13 protein-coding genes are annotated in these 15,814 nt (G+C 46.6%); 7 read left to right on the forward strand and 6 right to left on the reverse strand.

Annotation, left to right across the window (positions count from 1 at the left end; translation table 11 throughout):
* Positions 1–47: 47 nt before the first annotated feature.
* On the reverse strand, positions 48–902 hold the full coding sequence (locus NDI44_RS12370; protein ID WP_190411531.1) for a rhodanese-like domain-containing protein: 855 nt from the start codon (positions 900–902) through the stop codon (positions 48–50).
* A gap of 83 nt (positions 903–985) precedes the next feature.
* Positions 986–1,867, reverse strand: a complete 882-nt coding sequence (locus tag NDI44_RS12375) for an alpha/beta hydrolase (protein WP_190411532.1) — start codon at positions 1,865–1,867, stop codon at positions 986–988.
* A gap of 194 nt (positions 1,868–2,061) precedes the next feature.
* On the opposite strand from NDI44_RS12375, the gene NDI44_RS12380 reads away from it, so the two are divergent.
* Together NDI44_RS12380 and NDI44_RS12385 are read left to right on the forward strand one after the other, a co-directional pair.
* Positions 2,062–3,933 (forward strand): tetratricopeptide repeat protein, encoded by a 1,872-nt coding sequence (locus tag NDI44_RS12380; RefSeq protein ID WP_190411533.1) that lies wholly within the window; start codon positions 2,062–2,064, stop codon positions 3,931–3,933.
* A 70-nt stretch (positions 3,934–4,003) separates the two neighbouring features.
* On the forward strand, positions 4,004–5,452 hold the full coding sequence (locus tag NDI44_RS12385) for a bifunctional orotidine-5'-phosphate decarboxylase/orotate phosphoribosyltransferase (RefSeq protein ID WP_190411534.1): 1,449 nt from the start codon (positions 4,004–4,006) through the stop codon (positions 5,450–5,452).
* Positions 5,453–5,471: 19 nt separating this feature from the next.
* Here the strand turns inward: NDI44_RS12385 and NDI44_RS12390 are convergent, their stop codons facing one another.
* Positions 5,472–6,386 (reverse strand): histone deacetylase, encoded by a 915-nt coding sequence (locus NDI44_RS12390; protein WP_190411535.1) that lies wholly within the window; start codon positions 6,384–6,386, stop codon positions 5,472–5,474.
* A gap of 440 nt (positions 6,387–6,826) precedes the next feature.
* Between NDI44_RS12390 and NDI44_RS12395 the strand changes: the two genes are divergently transcribed.
* From NDI44_RS12395 to NDI44_RS12405, 3 genes are all read left to right on the forward strand, one after another.
* A complete protein-coding gene (locus NDI44_RS12395) occupies positions 6,827–7,492 on the forward strand; it encodes a ferritin-like domain-containing protein (protein WP_190411536.1) in 666 nt (221 codons plus the stop codon).
* Positions 7,493–7,769: 277 nt separating this feature from the next.
* Complete coding sequence (locus NDI44_RS12400) at positions 7,770–8,246, forward strand: SRPBCC family protein (protein ID WP_190411537.1); 477 nt, start codon at positions 7,770–7,772, stop codon at positions 8,244–8,246.
* On the forward strand, positions 8,236–8,496 hold the full coding sequence (locus NDI44_RS12405; protein ID WP_190411538.1) for a hypothetical protein: 261 nt from the start codon (positions 8,236–8,238) through the stop codon (positions 8,494–8,496). The genes NDI44_RS12400 and NDI44_RS12405 overlap by 11 nt, the downstream gene beginning before the upstream one ends.
* A 156-nt stretch (positions 8,497–8,652) precedes the next feature.
* Here the strand turns inward: NDI44_RS12405 and NDI44_RS12410 are convergent, their stop codons facing one another.
* From NDI44_RS12410 to NDI44_RS12420, 3 genes are all read right to left on the reverse strand, one after another.
* On the reverse strand, positions 8,653–10,671 hold the full coding sequence (locus tag NDI44_RS12410; protein ID WP_190411539.1) for a family 10 glycosylhydrolase: 2,019 nt from the start codon (positions 10,669–10,671) through the stop codon (positions 8,653–8,655).
* An 89-nt stretch (positions 10,672–10,760) separates the two neighbouring features.
* Positions 10,761–11,300, reverse strand: a complete 540-nt coding sequence (locus NDI44_RS12415) for a hypothetical protein (protein WP_190411540.1) — start codon at positions 11,298–11,300, stop codon at positions 10,761–10,763.
* 70 nt (positions 11,301–11,370) lie between these two features.
* On the reverse strand, positions 11,371–12,357 hold the full coding sequence (locus NDI44_RS12420) for a threo-3-hydroxy-L-aspartate ammonia-lyase (RefSeq protein WP_190411541.1): 987 nt from the start codon (positions 12,355–12,357) through the stop codon (positions 11,371–11,373).
* A gap of 625 nt (positions 12,358–12,982) precedes the next feature.
* Between NDI44_RS12420 and NDI44_RS12425 the strand changes: the two genes are divergently transcribed.
* Entirely contained in the window at positions 12,983–14,854 is a 1,872-nt protein-coding gene (locus NDI44_RS12425; RefSeq protein ID WP_190411542.1) for an NAD(P)H-quinone oxidoreductase subunit F, read from the forward strand.
* 159 nt (positions 14,855–15,013) lie between these two features.
* Positions 15,014–15,727 (forward strand): carbonic anhydrase, encoded by a 714-nt coding sequence (locus NDI44_RS12430; protein WP_190411543.1) that lies wholly within the window; start codon positions 15,014–15,016, stop codon positions 15,725–15,727.
* The last annotated feature ends 87 nt before the right edge of the window (positions 15,728–15,814 follow it).

The following is a 15,814-nucleotide window of genomic DNA, read 5'->3' on the forward strand; positions in this document are numbered from 1 at the left end:
GCTTAATTTTTTGTAAAATAGTTACTGGTTTTGTTTGATTTATTTTTCTATTTAGGTTCAGATTCTAGAGGATAATGATTTTCTGGCGAAGCTGACCATTCCCACATCGAACCTGCATAGTTTTTTACATGATTAAATCCTAAATCAACAAGTACAGCCGTGAAGAAAGCTGAGCGGATGCCGCCTGTACAATAAGTAATAATGGGAGTATGATGCTGAATTCCTAATCTTTCCAACTTATCAATAATCTGGTCACGAGGCAGCAAGTTCCCCTTGGCATCTTTCAAATCTTGGAAGTAGAAATGCACCGCACCAGGGAGATGTCCTCCCCGATGTTCGCCGTAAGCGGGAGTTCCTGCATATTCCCTCGCTTCGCGGGTATCAATGACAATCAAATCTTGGGATATCTCTTTAGCGGAAAGATTGGCTTTGAGTTCATCGCGCTGAATTTCCCATAAGGAAGTTCGCTGTACAAGAAAATCACCAGGTTTGGGTTGAGTCACTCCCCAAACAATCGGGACACCTGCTTTAACAAGTGCTGAATGTCCCCCATCGACAAAGACTGCTTGTGAATGTCCTAGCGTGCGTAACATCCAAACAATGCGCCCTTCTTCACCAAAATTGTGCGCTGGATTGCCAAGGACAACGACAGGTTGATTGTTACAAATGCCGACAGCGCGAAGTTTTTCTTGCAAAATTTCTGTATTCTCAATCAACTTTCCCTTATTCGGAGATTGTTGTTGCGAGAATTGCTGCCAAGTGACATGAACAGCACCAGAAATATGCCCAAGCAACCAGGAAATTGAATTGCGAACATCCAGAAGTGTCGCATCCAGCTTAATCAATTCCTTCGCTTCTTCTGCACTGACTACCCATCGATGGGCAAGAGAATCCTGATTCATAACTTTAACGCTACCCTGAAAACTCCTTTGCGTACCTTTGCGCTAACCTTTGCGTACCTTTGCGTTAACAATAAATCCTACAATTACCTAAAAGCCAAAATATGCTTAGCGGTAATCTCTGGCTGTTCAAATTGAGGAACGTGCCTGCAATTGGCGATCCAAATGAGTTGAGAATGAGCGATCGCTCTCTTAAACCTCTCGGCATCGTCCGTACCCAACATATCATCCGCCTCTCCCCACAGAATCAGCGTCCGCTTATCGATTTGAGGAATTCTATCTGCCAAATTCCAGTAACCGCCACTTTTCATAAACGCGATGATTGCTTCGTGCCAACCGGGCATTTCCATGTGCAGCGCCGCACACCGAATCGCCTCAATAGCAGTCGGTTCCAAGTTGCCAAAAGTGCTGCCCCATAACAGCGCTTGGAGTTTGCGCTGACGCCAATATTCGACTGCCAGAAAATCTAAGGGAGGAAAGAGATAGGAGGCAAGCGGGAAGCTACCGCTGAAACCTACACTGTCAATTAACACCAGCTTTTTGACAGCGTGCGGGTAAGTGAGGGTGAAGTCAATTGCCGCTGCACCTCCCATCGAAGCGCCTACCAACATGACTGGCACTTGGATGTAAGTTTTCCAGAAGTAATACAGGTGCGTCTTGATAGCGTCGGGGTTATACAAAATTCCCTGCACTCGATCTGTAAAGCCAAATCCCAACAAATCTACCGTCCAAGTTTCATTTTGGGCGGCGAGTAGTGGTAGCAAGCAGCGGAACTCCAGCACCGAACTATCAAAACCGGGTAGTAATAGAATTGGGGTGCCACCGTTCCCCTGATGGACGTAAGCTGTAGCTATCGGTTGTGGCGAGAGAGGAGTTTTAATCGCCTGACGTTCAATTTTTTGAGCAAGGGCGATGGATGCGGACTCGCGCAACTGCTGAACTTGGGAGGGTAGAAAATCGGCAAACATCAGCGTTAGTGTTTCTCCACACTTTGTAGTATGCGAACTCAGTAACTTATTCAGTACACTGCAAAGTAAATAAGTTATTTTCTTCTCTCTTAAAAAAGAAAAGCTTAACCCCTCTCCCTGCAAGGGAAGCGGGAGCAAAACAGGGGAGAAGCGAACCGAACAGTATTGCCTACAATTCCACTTAACCACTCCCCATGACAGACTCTCTGCCTTTGCGCGATCGCTATCTACAATTAATCGACCAAATTGTACAAACCACCCTCAAAGGGCAGATTCGCTCGAAAGAGCAGGTGTATAAAATGCTCGTCAAGGATGTGACTCCGGGTACGGGCGAAATTTTCGAGCGAGTTTTGGAAGAAACCTTAAGCGCCACCCAGCAACAGGTGGACACGCAAAAGGATGAAATGAAGCTTGCAAAGGCGACTCGTACCTTGCGGGCGATGCAGACGATTCGGGGAGAATGGGAACGGGCGCAAGAAAAAAATCGGGCGACGGATGCGATCGCGACAGCTGTTCAACAAATTATCGCTTCCCCATCAGACGAGAAGCTAGCAGCTTTATTACGGGTTATCGACCCTAATTTAGCGCAAGCTTTGAACTTACCGCAGCTGGCATCTGCACTGAAGCAACAAGCGCCGGAAATTACCCATCCCGAACAAGATCGAGATGTGCAGCAACTTGCTGAAGGTCTTGCCCGTGGCTTGGAATCTTGGCAACGTCTGGAAGGGCACCTGGTAAGCTGGATCTACGACCAAAATCGCTCCTTAGGATTTGAAGGCACACCGGCGCAAAGTGGCCCTTGGGGAGTTTGGGAAAAACAAGTCAATAGCCCTTATCCTCAGGCATTATTCCACGCGCTTGCCCTCAACGAATCAGTAACCGAATTGGTCGCAAAACAACCGCCTGACTTGATTTCCTTCGTTGAGTTAGCAGTAATTTTGCAATACTTGCAGCGGGGGCTAGTGAACTGGTTTGACAAACTGGTTTACGACTCCAAAGTGGGCGCAAGGCTGTCGATTTCCACTTTTCTGACTTTTGCCGTGATTTGGTCGCAGTTAGCGAATGGGTTGAATCAGGCGACGATTCTCAATTCTACTTCGCGCGATCGCTTAGTGAATGGCTGTTTTCAAATTACCCTACAAATCCTTAGAACCTTTTCCCAGCGGCAATACTTCCCCCTCTACGGTGGCATTTTCGCCTCATTTTCCGGCGCATATCTCCGCACGACCCTTGACTATCTAGATGCACCGCTGCGACAAGTCGAAGGTACGCAAGAAAAAGCTCGGATTTTGACATTAATGGGTTATTCCCAACGGGCGCAAGGTCGATATGCAGACGCGATCGCATTTCACGAGCAAGCCTTAGAAATCGCCAGAAATGCAGGCGATCGCCCTTGTGAAATTGCCAATTTTAATCACCTCAGCCGCACCTGCGTCGCGCAAAAGAACTATGCCGAAGCCATCAGCTATAGCCAACGGGCATTAATTCTCTCTCGTCAGACAGGAGATAGATTAGGAGAAGCCAACGCCCTCGCCAATCTCGGCTACAGTGAAGTCTTCCAAGCTCAACAATTAGAACAAATAGAACCCGAAATTTACGAGACAGCCATCAACTATTTGCAACAAGGATTGCAATTATCAGAACGATTAGGCGACGGTCAAAGTAAAGCCCTTTGTTGCAGTAGTTTGGGAATTGCCTTGTTGATAGTAGAACAACCGCAAGAAGCGATTAAATACTTAGAATCTGGCTTACAAGCCGCTCAATTTTCCGGCGATTTATATCTACAAGGACGAAACTTAGCTTACTTATCCGAAGCTCACCATAGTCTGCAAAACATCGATAAAACAATCCTTACAGGTAGCCTGGGAATGTATCTCCTAGAGCAAATTGCTGCTGAAGAGTGGCGAAAAACCGCTGGGTTACTCACCATCTTGCAAGGACAAATGGGAGCAGAAGCGTTCCAGAAAAAATTGCAACAATCGCGCCCACAAATCATCGCTCTCATCGGCGTCGATGGCTACGATTATATTCCCCAAATTTTAGAACAATACAAACAATCCATGTAACCATCTCCCCTGTCTTCCTTTGCGTACCTCTGCGCTAACCTTTGCGTATCTTTGCGTTAAAAAAACACCTATGAACTTCTTCGATAAGCTACTAAAAGCAATCGAGCGCAATCAAAGCTTACTGTACGCAAGACTCGACCCGGATATAGAGAATCTCGAAAAGCGCGATGGGGCTGGTGCCATTCTCCCTTCGGTCAATCGTACTCTTACTCTTCTTAGCGACCAACTACAATTTGTCATTGCCGAAACCGCCGATTTAGTCTGCGCCTATAAACTCACGCTTGGCTTTTATCAAGCACTGGGGGCAACAGGTTTAGAACTCCTTCAGCAAACCCTAGCAGCTATCCCCGCCGACATTCCAGTAATTTTAGACGCCAAGCACAGCGACCTCAACACCAGCACCCTGTTTGCCCAAACCGTCTTTGAAGAGTGGAAAGTGGATGCAGTCACCTTAAATCCTTACCCAGGACTTGACTTAGCGGCTCCCTTTTTGGTCTATCCTGGCAAAGCCGTCTTTGTGGTCTGTACCACTGACAACCCATCAGCCGCCGTGTTGCAAGAATATCCAGACACCGGGCTACCCTTTTACATCCATTTGATAAAAGAAGCGCAAACTTGGGGCACCCAAGAACAACTAGGGCTAGAAGTGGGTGCTGCAATGCCGGAAACTCTGACTCGCATCCGCAATATTGCACCAGAACGCCTCATATTCGTGCAGGGATGGTCAGAAAACCAAAACTTAAGTGAAATTCTAGCGGCTGGCTTAAACAGCTATGGAGAAGGGCTACTCCTGCCAGTCCCCCTAGATTTATTAACTACCGAACACCCCGGTGAGGCTGTCCAAGCCTTACGCGACAGTGTTAATGAAGAACGGCTCAGAATTGTGCAGGAAAGCCCCACCTGTGACTTGTGGCTTCCGGATGTCTGCTTCTTGCAACATTCTCCCAACCGAGATTTGATTTTGCAACTTTACGACCTGGGTTGCATTATGTTTGGCGATCGCGTGCAAGCCTCTGGAGCCATTTTCCCCTACTACATCGACCTGCGCGTCATCATCTCCCAACCGCAAATCTTCCATCAAATCTTGAGTGCTTACGCCGAGATTCTCAAAAATTTGCACTTTGACCGAATAGCTGGAATCCCTTACGGTTCCTTACCCACCGCTACAGGGTTAGCGCTGCGCCTAGACCGTCCGATGATTTTCCCGCGCAAGGAGGTAAAATCTCACGGCACCCAACGAGTCATCGAAGGTCATTTCCAACCGGGAGAAACCATTGTCGTTGTCGATGATATTCTCATCAGCGGCAAGAGCGCTATGCAAGGGGCAATGAAACTCAAAGATGCTGGATTAAATGTCGAAGATATTGTGGTGTTGATCGACCATGAAAAAGGAGTCAAAGATCGGCTTCAGGAAAACGGCTATCGGGGTCATTCTGTGCTGAGGATGGGGGAAGTTGCCGAAACGCTGTACGAGGCGGGGCGGATCAATTCCGAGCAATTCCAAATTTTGAGCCATTAGCCCCGCCCATTGGAGGTCATCATATAAATGCGTCTACGCATCGTTTAACAGTCTCAAGTACCGATGAAGAAAGGCTCTCAAATTCATAGCCGCCTTCTAAACCAAATAATATTTTGGGTGTAATCCCTAAACAATAATCAGTGATGATGCTGTAATCTTGGGGCTGTAAATTGATTTTAGAAAGCAAGTCTGTTTCATTCGCATCATACCCAGCACTGATGATTAATATATCAGGACAAAAATCCTTGAAAAAGGGAATGACGCTCTCCTCGAATAACTTACAGTAATTCTGTATATTGCTGCCTGGAGCAATCGGAAGATTCAACACATTGTTATACTTACCCCGTTCATCAGGCTTTCCAGTACGGGGATAGCCAGGGGATTGATGAATGGAACAGAAAGCCATGTTGGAAATATTTTCTACGGCTGTTTGGGTTCCATTCCCGTGATGTACATCCCAATCAAGAATTCCAACTCGCTGAATTCCTATAGATTGAGCGTAAATGGCAGCGATCGCTGCATTGCAGAAAATACAAAAACCCATTCCTTCATTTTTGAGGGCATGATGTCCAGGTGGTCTTGCCAGAACAAAAGCTGGTCGTTTTAACTGCGAAACCACATCAATACCATCTAACCAAGCACTGACTGCAAGGCAAGCAACCTCAAAGCTTTGCGGCGAGATTTGAGTTGATTCAAAACACCCCCAACCCCGCTCAGAATAAGTACGAACTTCCTGAATATAATCAGAGGAATGAATTTGTTCGATCGCTGCGATCGCATTTCTTGAGTTAGAAGGACTCAGCCATCGGATTTTATCGGCTATAGTTGAGCTTCGCAATTTATCGACAATAGCAGTGAGTCGCTCTGGCTGTTCAGGATGCATATATCCTGTTTCATGCTGAAGAAATTTATCTGAATAGAAGATGGTAATCATTCAGTTGTTTCCACAATTTTGAAATTACCGCTAGACCCTTCAGGTTGGGGTTGAACGACCGCCTGCATACCAAATCTATGAGAGGCTAGCTGATTGGCAATCCCACTACTTGTTATACACGGTGTTGAGGCTTAGTCAAGCTCACCGTCTCTCAAACTTTCTCATTTGACTTGTACTTCACCTTTCTTCCGGTATGCACATCGAATAACTTGCCAGAAGAATTAGTCCCTTCTCAAATTTTGAAAGCTTTTAAATTAGGACTAACGCAGAGATCCCACTAACTCCCCGATAAATTGGGGGTGAGTGAGGATATAGGTTTCAAGCTTTCAGTATATAAGTCCTGTAAATAATTTTCTCATCCGTAATCCTACTGAAATCCAATCGAATGAGGTGCGCGTATTAACTGTAAGTTACTGATTTATGAATGAGGAGACACCAACATGGAGAGGGAAAATACCTTCGCCAAAAGATTCTTGCGTCCCAGCAAAACATTCTCACGGCGTGGGATTATGGTGGCGGGGACTGTAACTGGCGTAGCGAGTGCCTTAGGGTTGACCGCGATCGCAGACGGTGCCAGTGCTGCCTCTAGAGAGGATAAAAGAAATGATGCTGCCATCCTCAATAAAGCTTTGTTTTTCGAGCATCAAGCGATTTGGGCGTATGGTTTTGCGGCAACAAAGCTGAGTGACACCGATGTAGGCAAAGCTGTTTTGGCGTTGGCACTCCGCAACCAAGCCGATCACAAGACGCATCGGGATACTCTGGCATCGGTGGTGAAAAGTTTGGGAGCTACCCCGGTGACGGCAAAATCTAGCTACGATCTCTCGTCCTACATCAAGGCAGGAGAAGGCAACATCGACTCAGATGTGAATATTGCCAAGCTAGCACTCGCTCTGGAGACTGACGCAGCGATCGCTTATACCAGGGAAATTGCAAAGCTAAAAACCCCAGCCTTAATTACCGCAGGCGCAAGCATTGGTTCCGATGAATCTGCCCACGCGACGGCAATTCGCGCCGCTTTCAAGTCACTGGGCGTTGATATCGAAATCGTTCCCGCATCCTTCGTCAGTGCTGATACTCGCAAAGACTGGGTGCTGAAAGTCTAATTCAACCGTAGCCTCATGAAGCCTGTAGGCTTCATCTGTTAGCCTGAGTGCGATTCCACAATCCGCACTCAGGCTGTATAGGAAGCGATTTGATATTCAACTTAAGAAATTCCCAAAGTAATATAAACCCTTAAAAAAATTTCTTTAATTTTAATTTTTTAGTAAAAATCATCAAAAACGTCTTGTAATTGATAAAATTTCAAAGCAAGCAGATTCCGAAGCGTCAATTGCAAAAAAAAATTTACCAACGAGCAAATGACTTGGGTGGTGAAGAGAATTGGAACACTTTGAGGTTAGCGAAACCGTCTCCCTCCCCATCGAAACCGTCTGGGAAGCTCACGAGGATGTACATCTGCTAGAACGCATCTCTCCACCATTTCCAGTTGTCAGGGTATTGGATTCAAACATTATTTGTGGTTTAGGGACGCGCTTTACAATCCGGGTAGAACTTTTCGAGCAGATAGGAATCGACTGGCAAGTGCAAATTACTCGCTGGGAACCTCCGAGAAGATTTATTGATAAACAATTGCGCGGCCCGTTCCAATTCTGGGAACATATCCATCAGTTCATTCCCATTTCTGACACAGAGACACGCCTAGTTGATGTCATTAATTTTGAACTGAACCCGTTTCTGGACAGTACCGCGATCCGCTGGGGTTTAGAGACAATGTTTCAGATGCGGATGAACAACCTCAAACAAACGTTGTTAAACGAAAATTTTCGGAGAAATTTGAAGAACTCTGATGAAAGATAAACTCCTCAATTGGCTCAATCTGATTTTAGTCGCAGATGTGTTCCTAGTTTTGCTCAGTTTTGGGTGGCTAGCGATCGCTGTTGTCGGTCACTCGGTCGGCATTCCCCTCGGTCTCGATTTGTGGTACAAACTCTGGCAACCCTTGTTTACCCCAGCGCTTGGAGTTCTCATGGGAGGGGCAATTTTGAGTGGGATAATTAGCCAAATCTCCAAGCGCCTGAACTCTAAAACCGAGTCTTTAGACTTATAAGGACTGGAAACACAAACTTATTGAGTTGGGTGGTTTAAAACACCCCGGATTAACCACAAAGGCACTAAGGAAACACAAAGTTACTTCCCTGTTATTTCCCTTAGTGTCTTTATGGTTCAAAAAAGTGCTTTCCACGGATACCTAGACGGTGACAAGTTAGACGGTGACGACGACCCCCCCACTTTCATTTGCCATCTTATCTACCGCGCACACAGCATAAGTTCCCGGCTCAACTGTTGCAAACGTTGTCTCTCTTGAAAGGATTCTTTGCAGCGTCCAAGTTGTACCAGTTTGCTTATAAAGCGTCCAGGAACGAATATCGGGAGTGCTAGCAAGATTCCATGTCAGCTTGCCATTTCTCAATCCCAGTGCTGTTGGGGGCGGGGGTGGTGTCGTATTTCGCCAGGGCATCGGGGGTGCTAGTGCGGGTTTGGTATAAGTCGAGGTTTTGAATTTTTCATAGATGCCCTGACGATTTTCAACGAAGGCTTCCATACTGAAGAAGATATTCCCTAAAGACAAATTCCCGCTCAAGTTGCGAGTAATGTCAACTTGCTTTTCTATCTCCGTAAGAGTCCAAGCCTTGCCATCCAACTGCCCCAGATTATTACCGGCGTAAATATGTCGATCTTTGGGGTTATTCTCCGTCCACCACTTCAGCAACACGGGGTAACTTTGTGCAGTTTGGTCGATGCGCCAGTAGAGTTGCGGGGCGAGATAATCAACCCAGCCTTGCTCGAGCCATTTTTTTGAATCTGCATAAAGTACGCTGTAGGCATCTAGCCCCCGAATTTGAGACGGCTGTCCGGGACGGTAAATGCCAAAGGGACTAATGCCAAACTTGACGTGTGGCTTGGTTGCTTGAATTCCCCGCGATAGGCGCTGAACCATTTGATTGACATTGTCCCGCCGCCACTCACCCAAAGAAAGTTTCCCACCCGCCGCCGTATAAGCGGCGTAGGTTTTATTGTCGGGAAAAGATTTGCCTTCGATGGGATAGGGATAGAAATAGTCATCCAAATGGATGCCATCTACGTCATAGCGACGCACCACATCGAGAATGACATTGTATGCCCTGTCCTGAACCACTTTCAATCCGGGGTCCATCCACATCTGATTACCCCATACATAAACCGCTTCGGGGTTGGTGATGGCGATGTGAGGACGGACTGGCGGGGAATTGTTGATAGAGACTCTGGCGCGATAAGGGTTGAACCAAGCATGAAGTTCAATATTGCGCTTGTGGCATTGGGCGATCGCATACTCCAGCGGATCGTAAAATGGCTCTGGTGCTTTTCCCTGGCTTCCAGTCAGCCAATAACTCCAAGGTTCTAATTGCGAAGCATAAAAGGCATCCCCTTCCGGTCGTACCTGCAAGACCAACGCATTCATTTTCATCGCTTGCATCCGGTCAAGGATACCGATAAGTTCGGCTTGCTGTTGTGCAGCCGTTAGTCCCGGTTTGGAAGGCCAATCACTGTTCCACACCGTGGTCACCCACACACCCCGAAACTCCCGCTGATGATTGACTTTGACAGTTTGAGGCTGACTGGGCGGAATGGTTTTTGGAGGCACTACGAGGTAGGGAGATTCAATCCGAGGCGCTTCCTCTAGATACACTAAAGCTTGATAAATAAAAGCTGCAACATCGCCACGAGTTGCTGCCAGATTGGGATTGAATAATTTTAGATTCGGGTAGTTTGCTACCAGCCCTGCTTTCGTCGCGACTGCGATTTCGTCGGTGGCATAGCTAGGAATTCCAGCGGCATCTTGATATATCTGTGGCAGTGCCGTTTTTAGGTCAGATTTTACGTTCGCGGCAATTTGCAAGCCGCTGACTAGAGAAACCAAAACTTGCGTTCGGGTAATCCTCTCTGCTGGACGGAAGCGGTTATCGGGAAAACCACTAATAAAAAGTGCTTCGTAAGCTTTTTGAATGGCACTCGCCGCCCAGTAAGTAGAAGGAACATCAATAAAGGGGATATACGGTCGTTTTGCCGGTCTGGAAAATGCTGTGGCAATCAGGGCTGCAAATTCAGTGCGGGTGATGGATTGATTTGGGCGAAAAGTCCCATCGGGAAACCCGTTAATAATGCGACGCTGGGCTAAAGCTTGAATGAATAAGCGTGCCCAATGAGTTTGAATATCAGAAAACTGAGTAGGGGAATTTACCATAGTTGTTGGTAATTGGTAATTGGTAATTGGTAATTGGTAATTGGTCACTAGCAACAGACCAAGGATTCAGGACTACTGGCGATTAACCATTACCGCTTGATAAGTTGTTCTAATGCTTCAGAGAGAACCTGCCGTTGTTCGGAATCGTAACCGCGGCGTTCTAAAAATGCTTTGTAGCTACCTTCGCCAGTGACGGCACTTTCCAATAACTTTTGAGACACTTCGTAGACAGAAGGAAGTTCCACCTGTTCGATAATTCGAGTGGTACGCGATCGCACTCTTTGGGATGATTGCGCCATCTCTTCGTTACCATTGCGATGATGGGCAACTGCCATCACCGCAGACATGGCTACATTTTTGACTAATAATTCTGAAACGGTGTCTGGATTTGACTGCAATGCCCGTATAACACCAGCAGAGGGATTATCTGCGATTGTCCCCTCTGATGTCAGGTAGGTGACGAAAAAGCCTCTCGCACCATTTTCAGTTTTCACTAATTCTGCAATGGCTGTTTCTATTTCTGCTTCGGATAATTCCCCCGCTTGCATCTGGGAAAGCAAAGATTGAGTCAGCGCGATCGCACTCTCAAAGCTTACTTTTTCTGGAACTGTAAACGCAGATCCACTCATGATTGTGCCTGGAAATCGTTCTCATGCGATGATAGCCAATTTAGAGTTGTACCAGGTTAAGCGATCGCATTCACAATTTACAGATTTGCCGAATATCTACATTCCCCCCGGTGATAATCACACCAATTCGGGCACCAGGTTCTTTCACCACTTCCGATAGTAAAGCCGCGGCGGCTAAGGCACCCGTCGGTTCCACTACGATTTTCAGACGTTCCCATAAGAAAAACATCGTGGTGCGGATGGCTTCTTCCGATACCGTCACCATATCATCGACGTAGTGCAATACGAGTGGGAAGGTAATGTTTCCCAGGCAAGGAGTGCGTGCCCCATCAGCAATCGTGTCAGGATTGTTCGTAGTATGCAGCGTTTTACTGTGAAAAGAGCGTGTCGCATCGTCGGCGCGTTCGGGTTCTACCCCAATTACTCGGCAATTCGGTGAAAGGGTTTTGGCAGCGAGGGCGCATCCTGATAGTAAACCACCGCCTCCGCAGCAAACTAGAAGTAAATTGAGGGAACCGACTTCTTGAAAGAGTTCTAAAGCAGATGTACCTTGTCCGGCGATGACATGAGGATGATCGTAAGGGGGAATTAAAGTTAAACCGCGCCGATCTACCAGACTTTGCGCCAAAGCTTCCCGCGTGGTTTCCTGACGATTGTACAAAATTACCTCAGCACCATAACCGCGAGTTGCCGCTTTCTTCACGACTGGGGCATCATCCGGCATGATAATCGTGGTGTGGATGCCCAGCAATTGTCCGGAGAGTGCGATCGCTTGAGCATGATTCCCTGATGAATACGTCAGAACCCCGCGTGATGCTTGTTCCTCAGATAGCTGTGTCAGTGCATTGTAAGCACCCCGAAACTTAAACGAACCCGTGCGTTGAAAGTTTTCGCACTTCAAGAATACTTGAGCATTGGTGCGCTCGTTGACCGTTCTGGAGGTCAAAACCGGCGTGCAACGGGCAATTCCAGCCAACCGCACCGCCGCAGCTTCCACATCGGCGCTCGTAACAGGTAGGGCACTGAAATGAATCGCAGACGGGTTGTGTTCTGCCATAACAAAATCCTATCGCCTGTAAAGATGCTTCAGGATAGTCTTCATTGGATTCGCTAAACACTTTGCATCATCCAACATCCTTGCATCCCACCGATACCAATCCTAAATGGATTGTAAAACTCTCTCCCTTGTGTCTCTGGAGCGTTCTCTTTGATTCGTGAAGGCAAGATATCCAATTTCGAGAGAGAAATTGGATATCTTGCCTTCAACTCAAATAGAACTGTTATAGTAGCCTAAGTAGAATTGCTTATAGATGTTTATCTATAGATGCCATATAAAGCCTTGATGGTAATTTCTAAAAAACACTTAAAAATCAAAAAACTTATTTGTTAAAAAATATTTTTACCTATAGACATTTATCTATCAATACCATATAAATTCTTGATGACAACTGCTCTAGGCATAAAAACCTATGATAGCAAAGAGTTATATAAGTTTTTTTTAGATGATTTATCGCTTAATTCTTTAAATCAATTATTCCCTTTTGGTTACTTGAACCATTAAGATAAGCAGAACGCTTAAGAAATTATTAATTCGGCATTCGCCTTACTGCATAGGTTGGTTAGGGAAATTACGGGTTGGCTGAAAGCAACCCTAGCTTTGCTGCAAGTTTGGAGGGAATTCAGTGGTTCAGGCTCTCATCGATACTATTTGGTTAGTCCCTTGCTATGCCTTAATTGGTGCTATTTCCGGGCTATTATGGTCGCCCGGTGTCATCCGCCGCACAGGGCCGCGCCCCGCTGGTTACATTAACTTGCTGATGACCTTTTTGGCATTCGTTCATAGCTTAGTGACTCTGCAAGCGATTTGGAACCAGCCGTCTCAAGAAATAACGTTTACATGGCTGTCGGCAGCGGGTTTGGATTTAAATTTCCCCCTAGAAATCTCAGTAATTAACGTTGCAGCGATCGCTTTAGTAACCGGGTTAAACCTGCTAGCCCAGATATACGCGATCGGCTACATGGAGATGGACTGGGGCTGGGCACGCTTTTATGCCTTGCTGGGGCTTTTTGAGGCAGGGATGTGTGCTTTAGCTTTGTGCAACTCCTTGTTCTTTAGCTATGTAATCCTGGAAATCCTCACCTTGGGGACTTATTTGCTGGTAGGACTTTGGTTTAGCCAGCCGCTAGTGGTGACGGGGGCGCGGGATGCTTTCTTAACCAAGCGGGTTGGGGATTTAATCATGCTGATGCCAGTCATTGCCTTGTATCCCCTGGCAGGAAGTTGGAATTTTAACGATCTAGCAGAATGGGCAAAAACCGCTGATTTAGACCCTACACTAGCCGCGCTATTAGGTTTAGGTTTAATTGCTGGCCCGATGGGTAAATGCGCTCAATTTCCGTTGCATTTATGGTTGGATGAGGCAATGGAAGGGCCGCTTCCCAGCACGATTTTGCGGAACTCGGTCGTCGTGGCAACAGGTGCCTGGGTGTTGATTAAGTTGCAACCTGTGTTAGCCCTTTCTCCGATAGTGTCGCTGGCGCTGATATCGATCGGTGGTGTGACGGCGGTTGGCGCTTCCTTGATTGCGATCGCGCAAATTGATATCAAACGCGCTTTATCCTATTCCGTCAGCGCCTACATGGGATTGGTATTCATCGCTGTAGGCACTCAACAAGATGATGCAGCTTTGTTGTTGATCTTGACTCATGCGATCGCAATGGCGCTGTTGGTAATGAGTGTTGGTGGAATTATTTGGAACAACATCACCCAAGACTTAACCCAACTCGGCGGTTTATGGTCGCGCCGTCCCATATCCGGGTTAGCCTTTCTGGTTGGGACGCTTGGGTTAATCGCTTTTCCGCCTTTAGGCAGCTTCTGGGCATTGCTGAAATTGGCAGATGGTTTGTGGGCAACTCAACCTTGGCTAGTCGGGTTATTGCTGGTGGTCAATGGTTTGACAGCCTTCAGTTTAACGAGAGTGTTTGGGCTGATTTTTGGCGGAGAACCCAAGCCAATGACTGTACGATCGCCAGAAGCATTTTGGCCTTTAACTTTCCCCATGATAGTTTTGGCCGCCTTCACCCTCCACCTCCCCCTAGTGTTACAAAGCTTGTCGCTACTGCCGAGTTGGGCAACTCTCAATAAAGATATGGCGCTGCTGTTGATTTGGTCTAGCATCTTTGGTTGCAGCCTTGGCGGGGTGATTTATCTGAATAAAATGTGGAAAAAACCCGTCCAACTTCCTTGGAAACCCCTGCAAGATTTGTTGGCTTATGACTTTTACACCGCCAAAATTTACCGCGTGAGTATTGTTTTCAGCGTTGCTTTAGTTTCCCGCTTCATCTCTGCCTTTGACCGCTACTTAGTGGATGGCTTCGTTAATTTTGTCGGAGTTGCTTCCCTTTTCGGCGGACAAAGTTTGAAATACAGCACTTCCGGACAATCCCAAGCTTATGCGATGACGATAGTAATGGGAATAATTGTCTTAGGAATGCTATTATACTGGCGCTTCTTTCATGCCGCTTCACCACTCTTTGTAGCACTCGCTCAATAGGTCAAGAGTGGGCGATCGCTGCCCTACCAAACTAACTGAAAACCCGGTTAGTTTAGAACTTTTTGTCATTAGTCCTTTTTAAATTGCAAAGGATACATAACTAATGACAAAATACAAAGAGAGCAAGTCTTTAACCCTTAGGAAGGAAGCTACGAACCAATGAATTCAAAAAAGCAGAAAGGACAATTCTCCAGACGGAATTTGCTGAAATTTAGCGCAGGCGCAGTAGGAGCAGGGGTCGTAACTGCCGGACTCGGAACCAAGTTGGTTTTCCCCGACCAAGCCGTTGCAGAGAATGACATGACCCCCGATCAAGCGCTGCAAAGTTTAATGGAGGGGAATCAACGGTTTATTACCAGAAAAACTAAAAATATCAACCGAGATTTTCAACGCTTGACCGCCGTTGCGAAAACTCAGAAGCCATTTGCGGCGATTCTCAGTTGCGCGGATTCGCGGGTTCCTTCTGAGATTATCTTTGACCGGGGATTTGGAGATTTGTTTGTATGCCGCGTGGCAGGAAATATCGCAACTCCGGAGGAAACCGGGAGCCTAGAATTTGGGGGTTTAATATTAGGAACCAAGGTAATCATGGTCATGGGGCACAAAAGATGTGGGGCGGTAGATGCCACCATTAAAGGTGCCCAAGTGCCCGGTCAAATTGGTAGCTTAATTGAGGCAATAAAACCTGGGGTAGAAAATTCAAAAGGCAAAGCCGGCGATCGGCTAGAGAATGCTAGCAAAGCGAATGTTTTGGTTCAAGTAGAAAGATTGAAAACCTCTCCTGTCATTTCTCAGTTAATTCAGGAAAATAAACTGAAAGTTGTAGGTGGTTATTACGATTTGGACACTGGCAAAGTCACCTTACTGAGTTAGGTAGAGCTATAGCAATCCTATTTAAGTGGTGAGATGTCTTCGATTAACGAAGCGCGATCGCGCGTTAACGGAGGAAAAAAAGAGAGA

The organism is Trichocoleus sp. DQ-A3, from assembly GCF_039961975.1.
In the GTDB taxonomy this organism is placed as follows: domain Bacteria; phylum Cyanobacteriota; class Cyanobacteriia; order Cyanobacteriales; family FACHB-T130; genus FACHB-T130.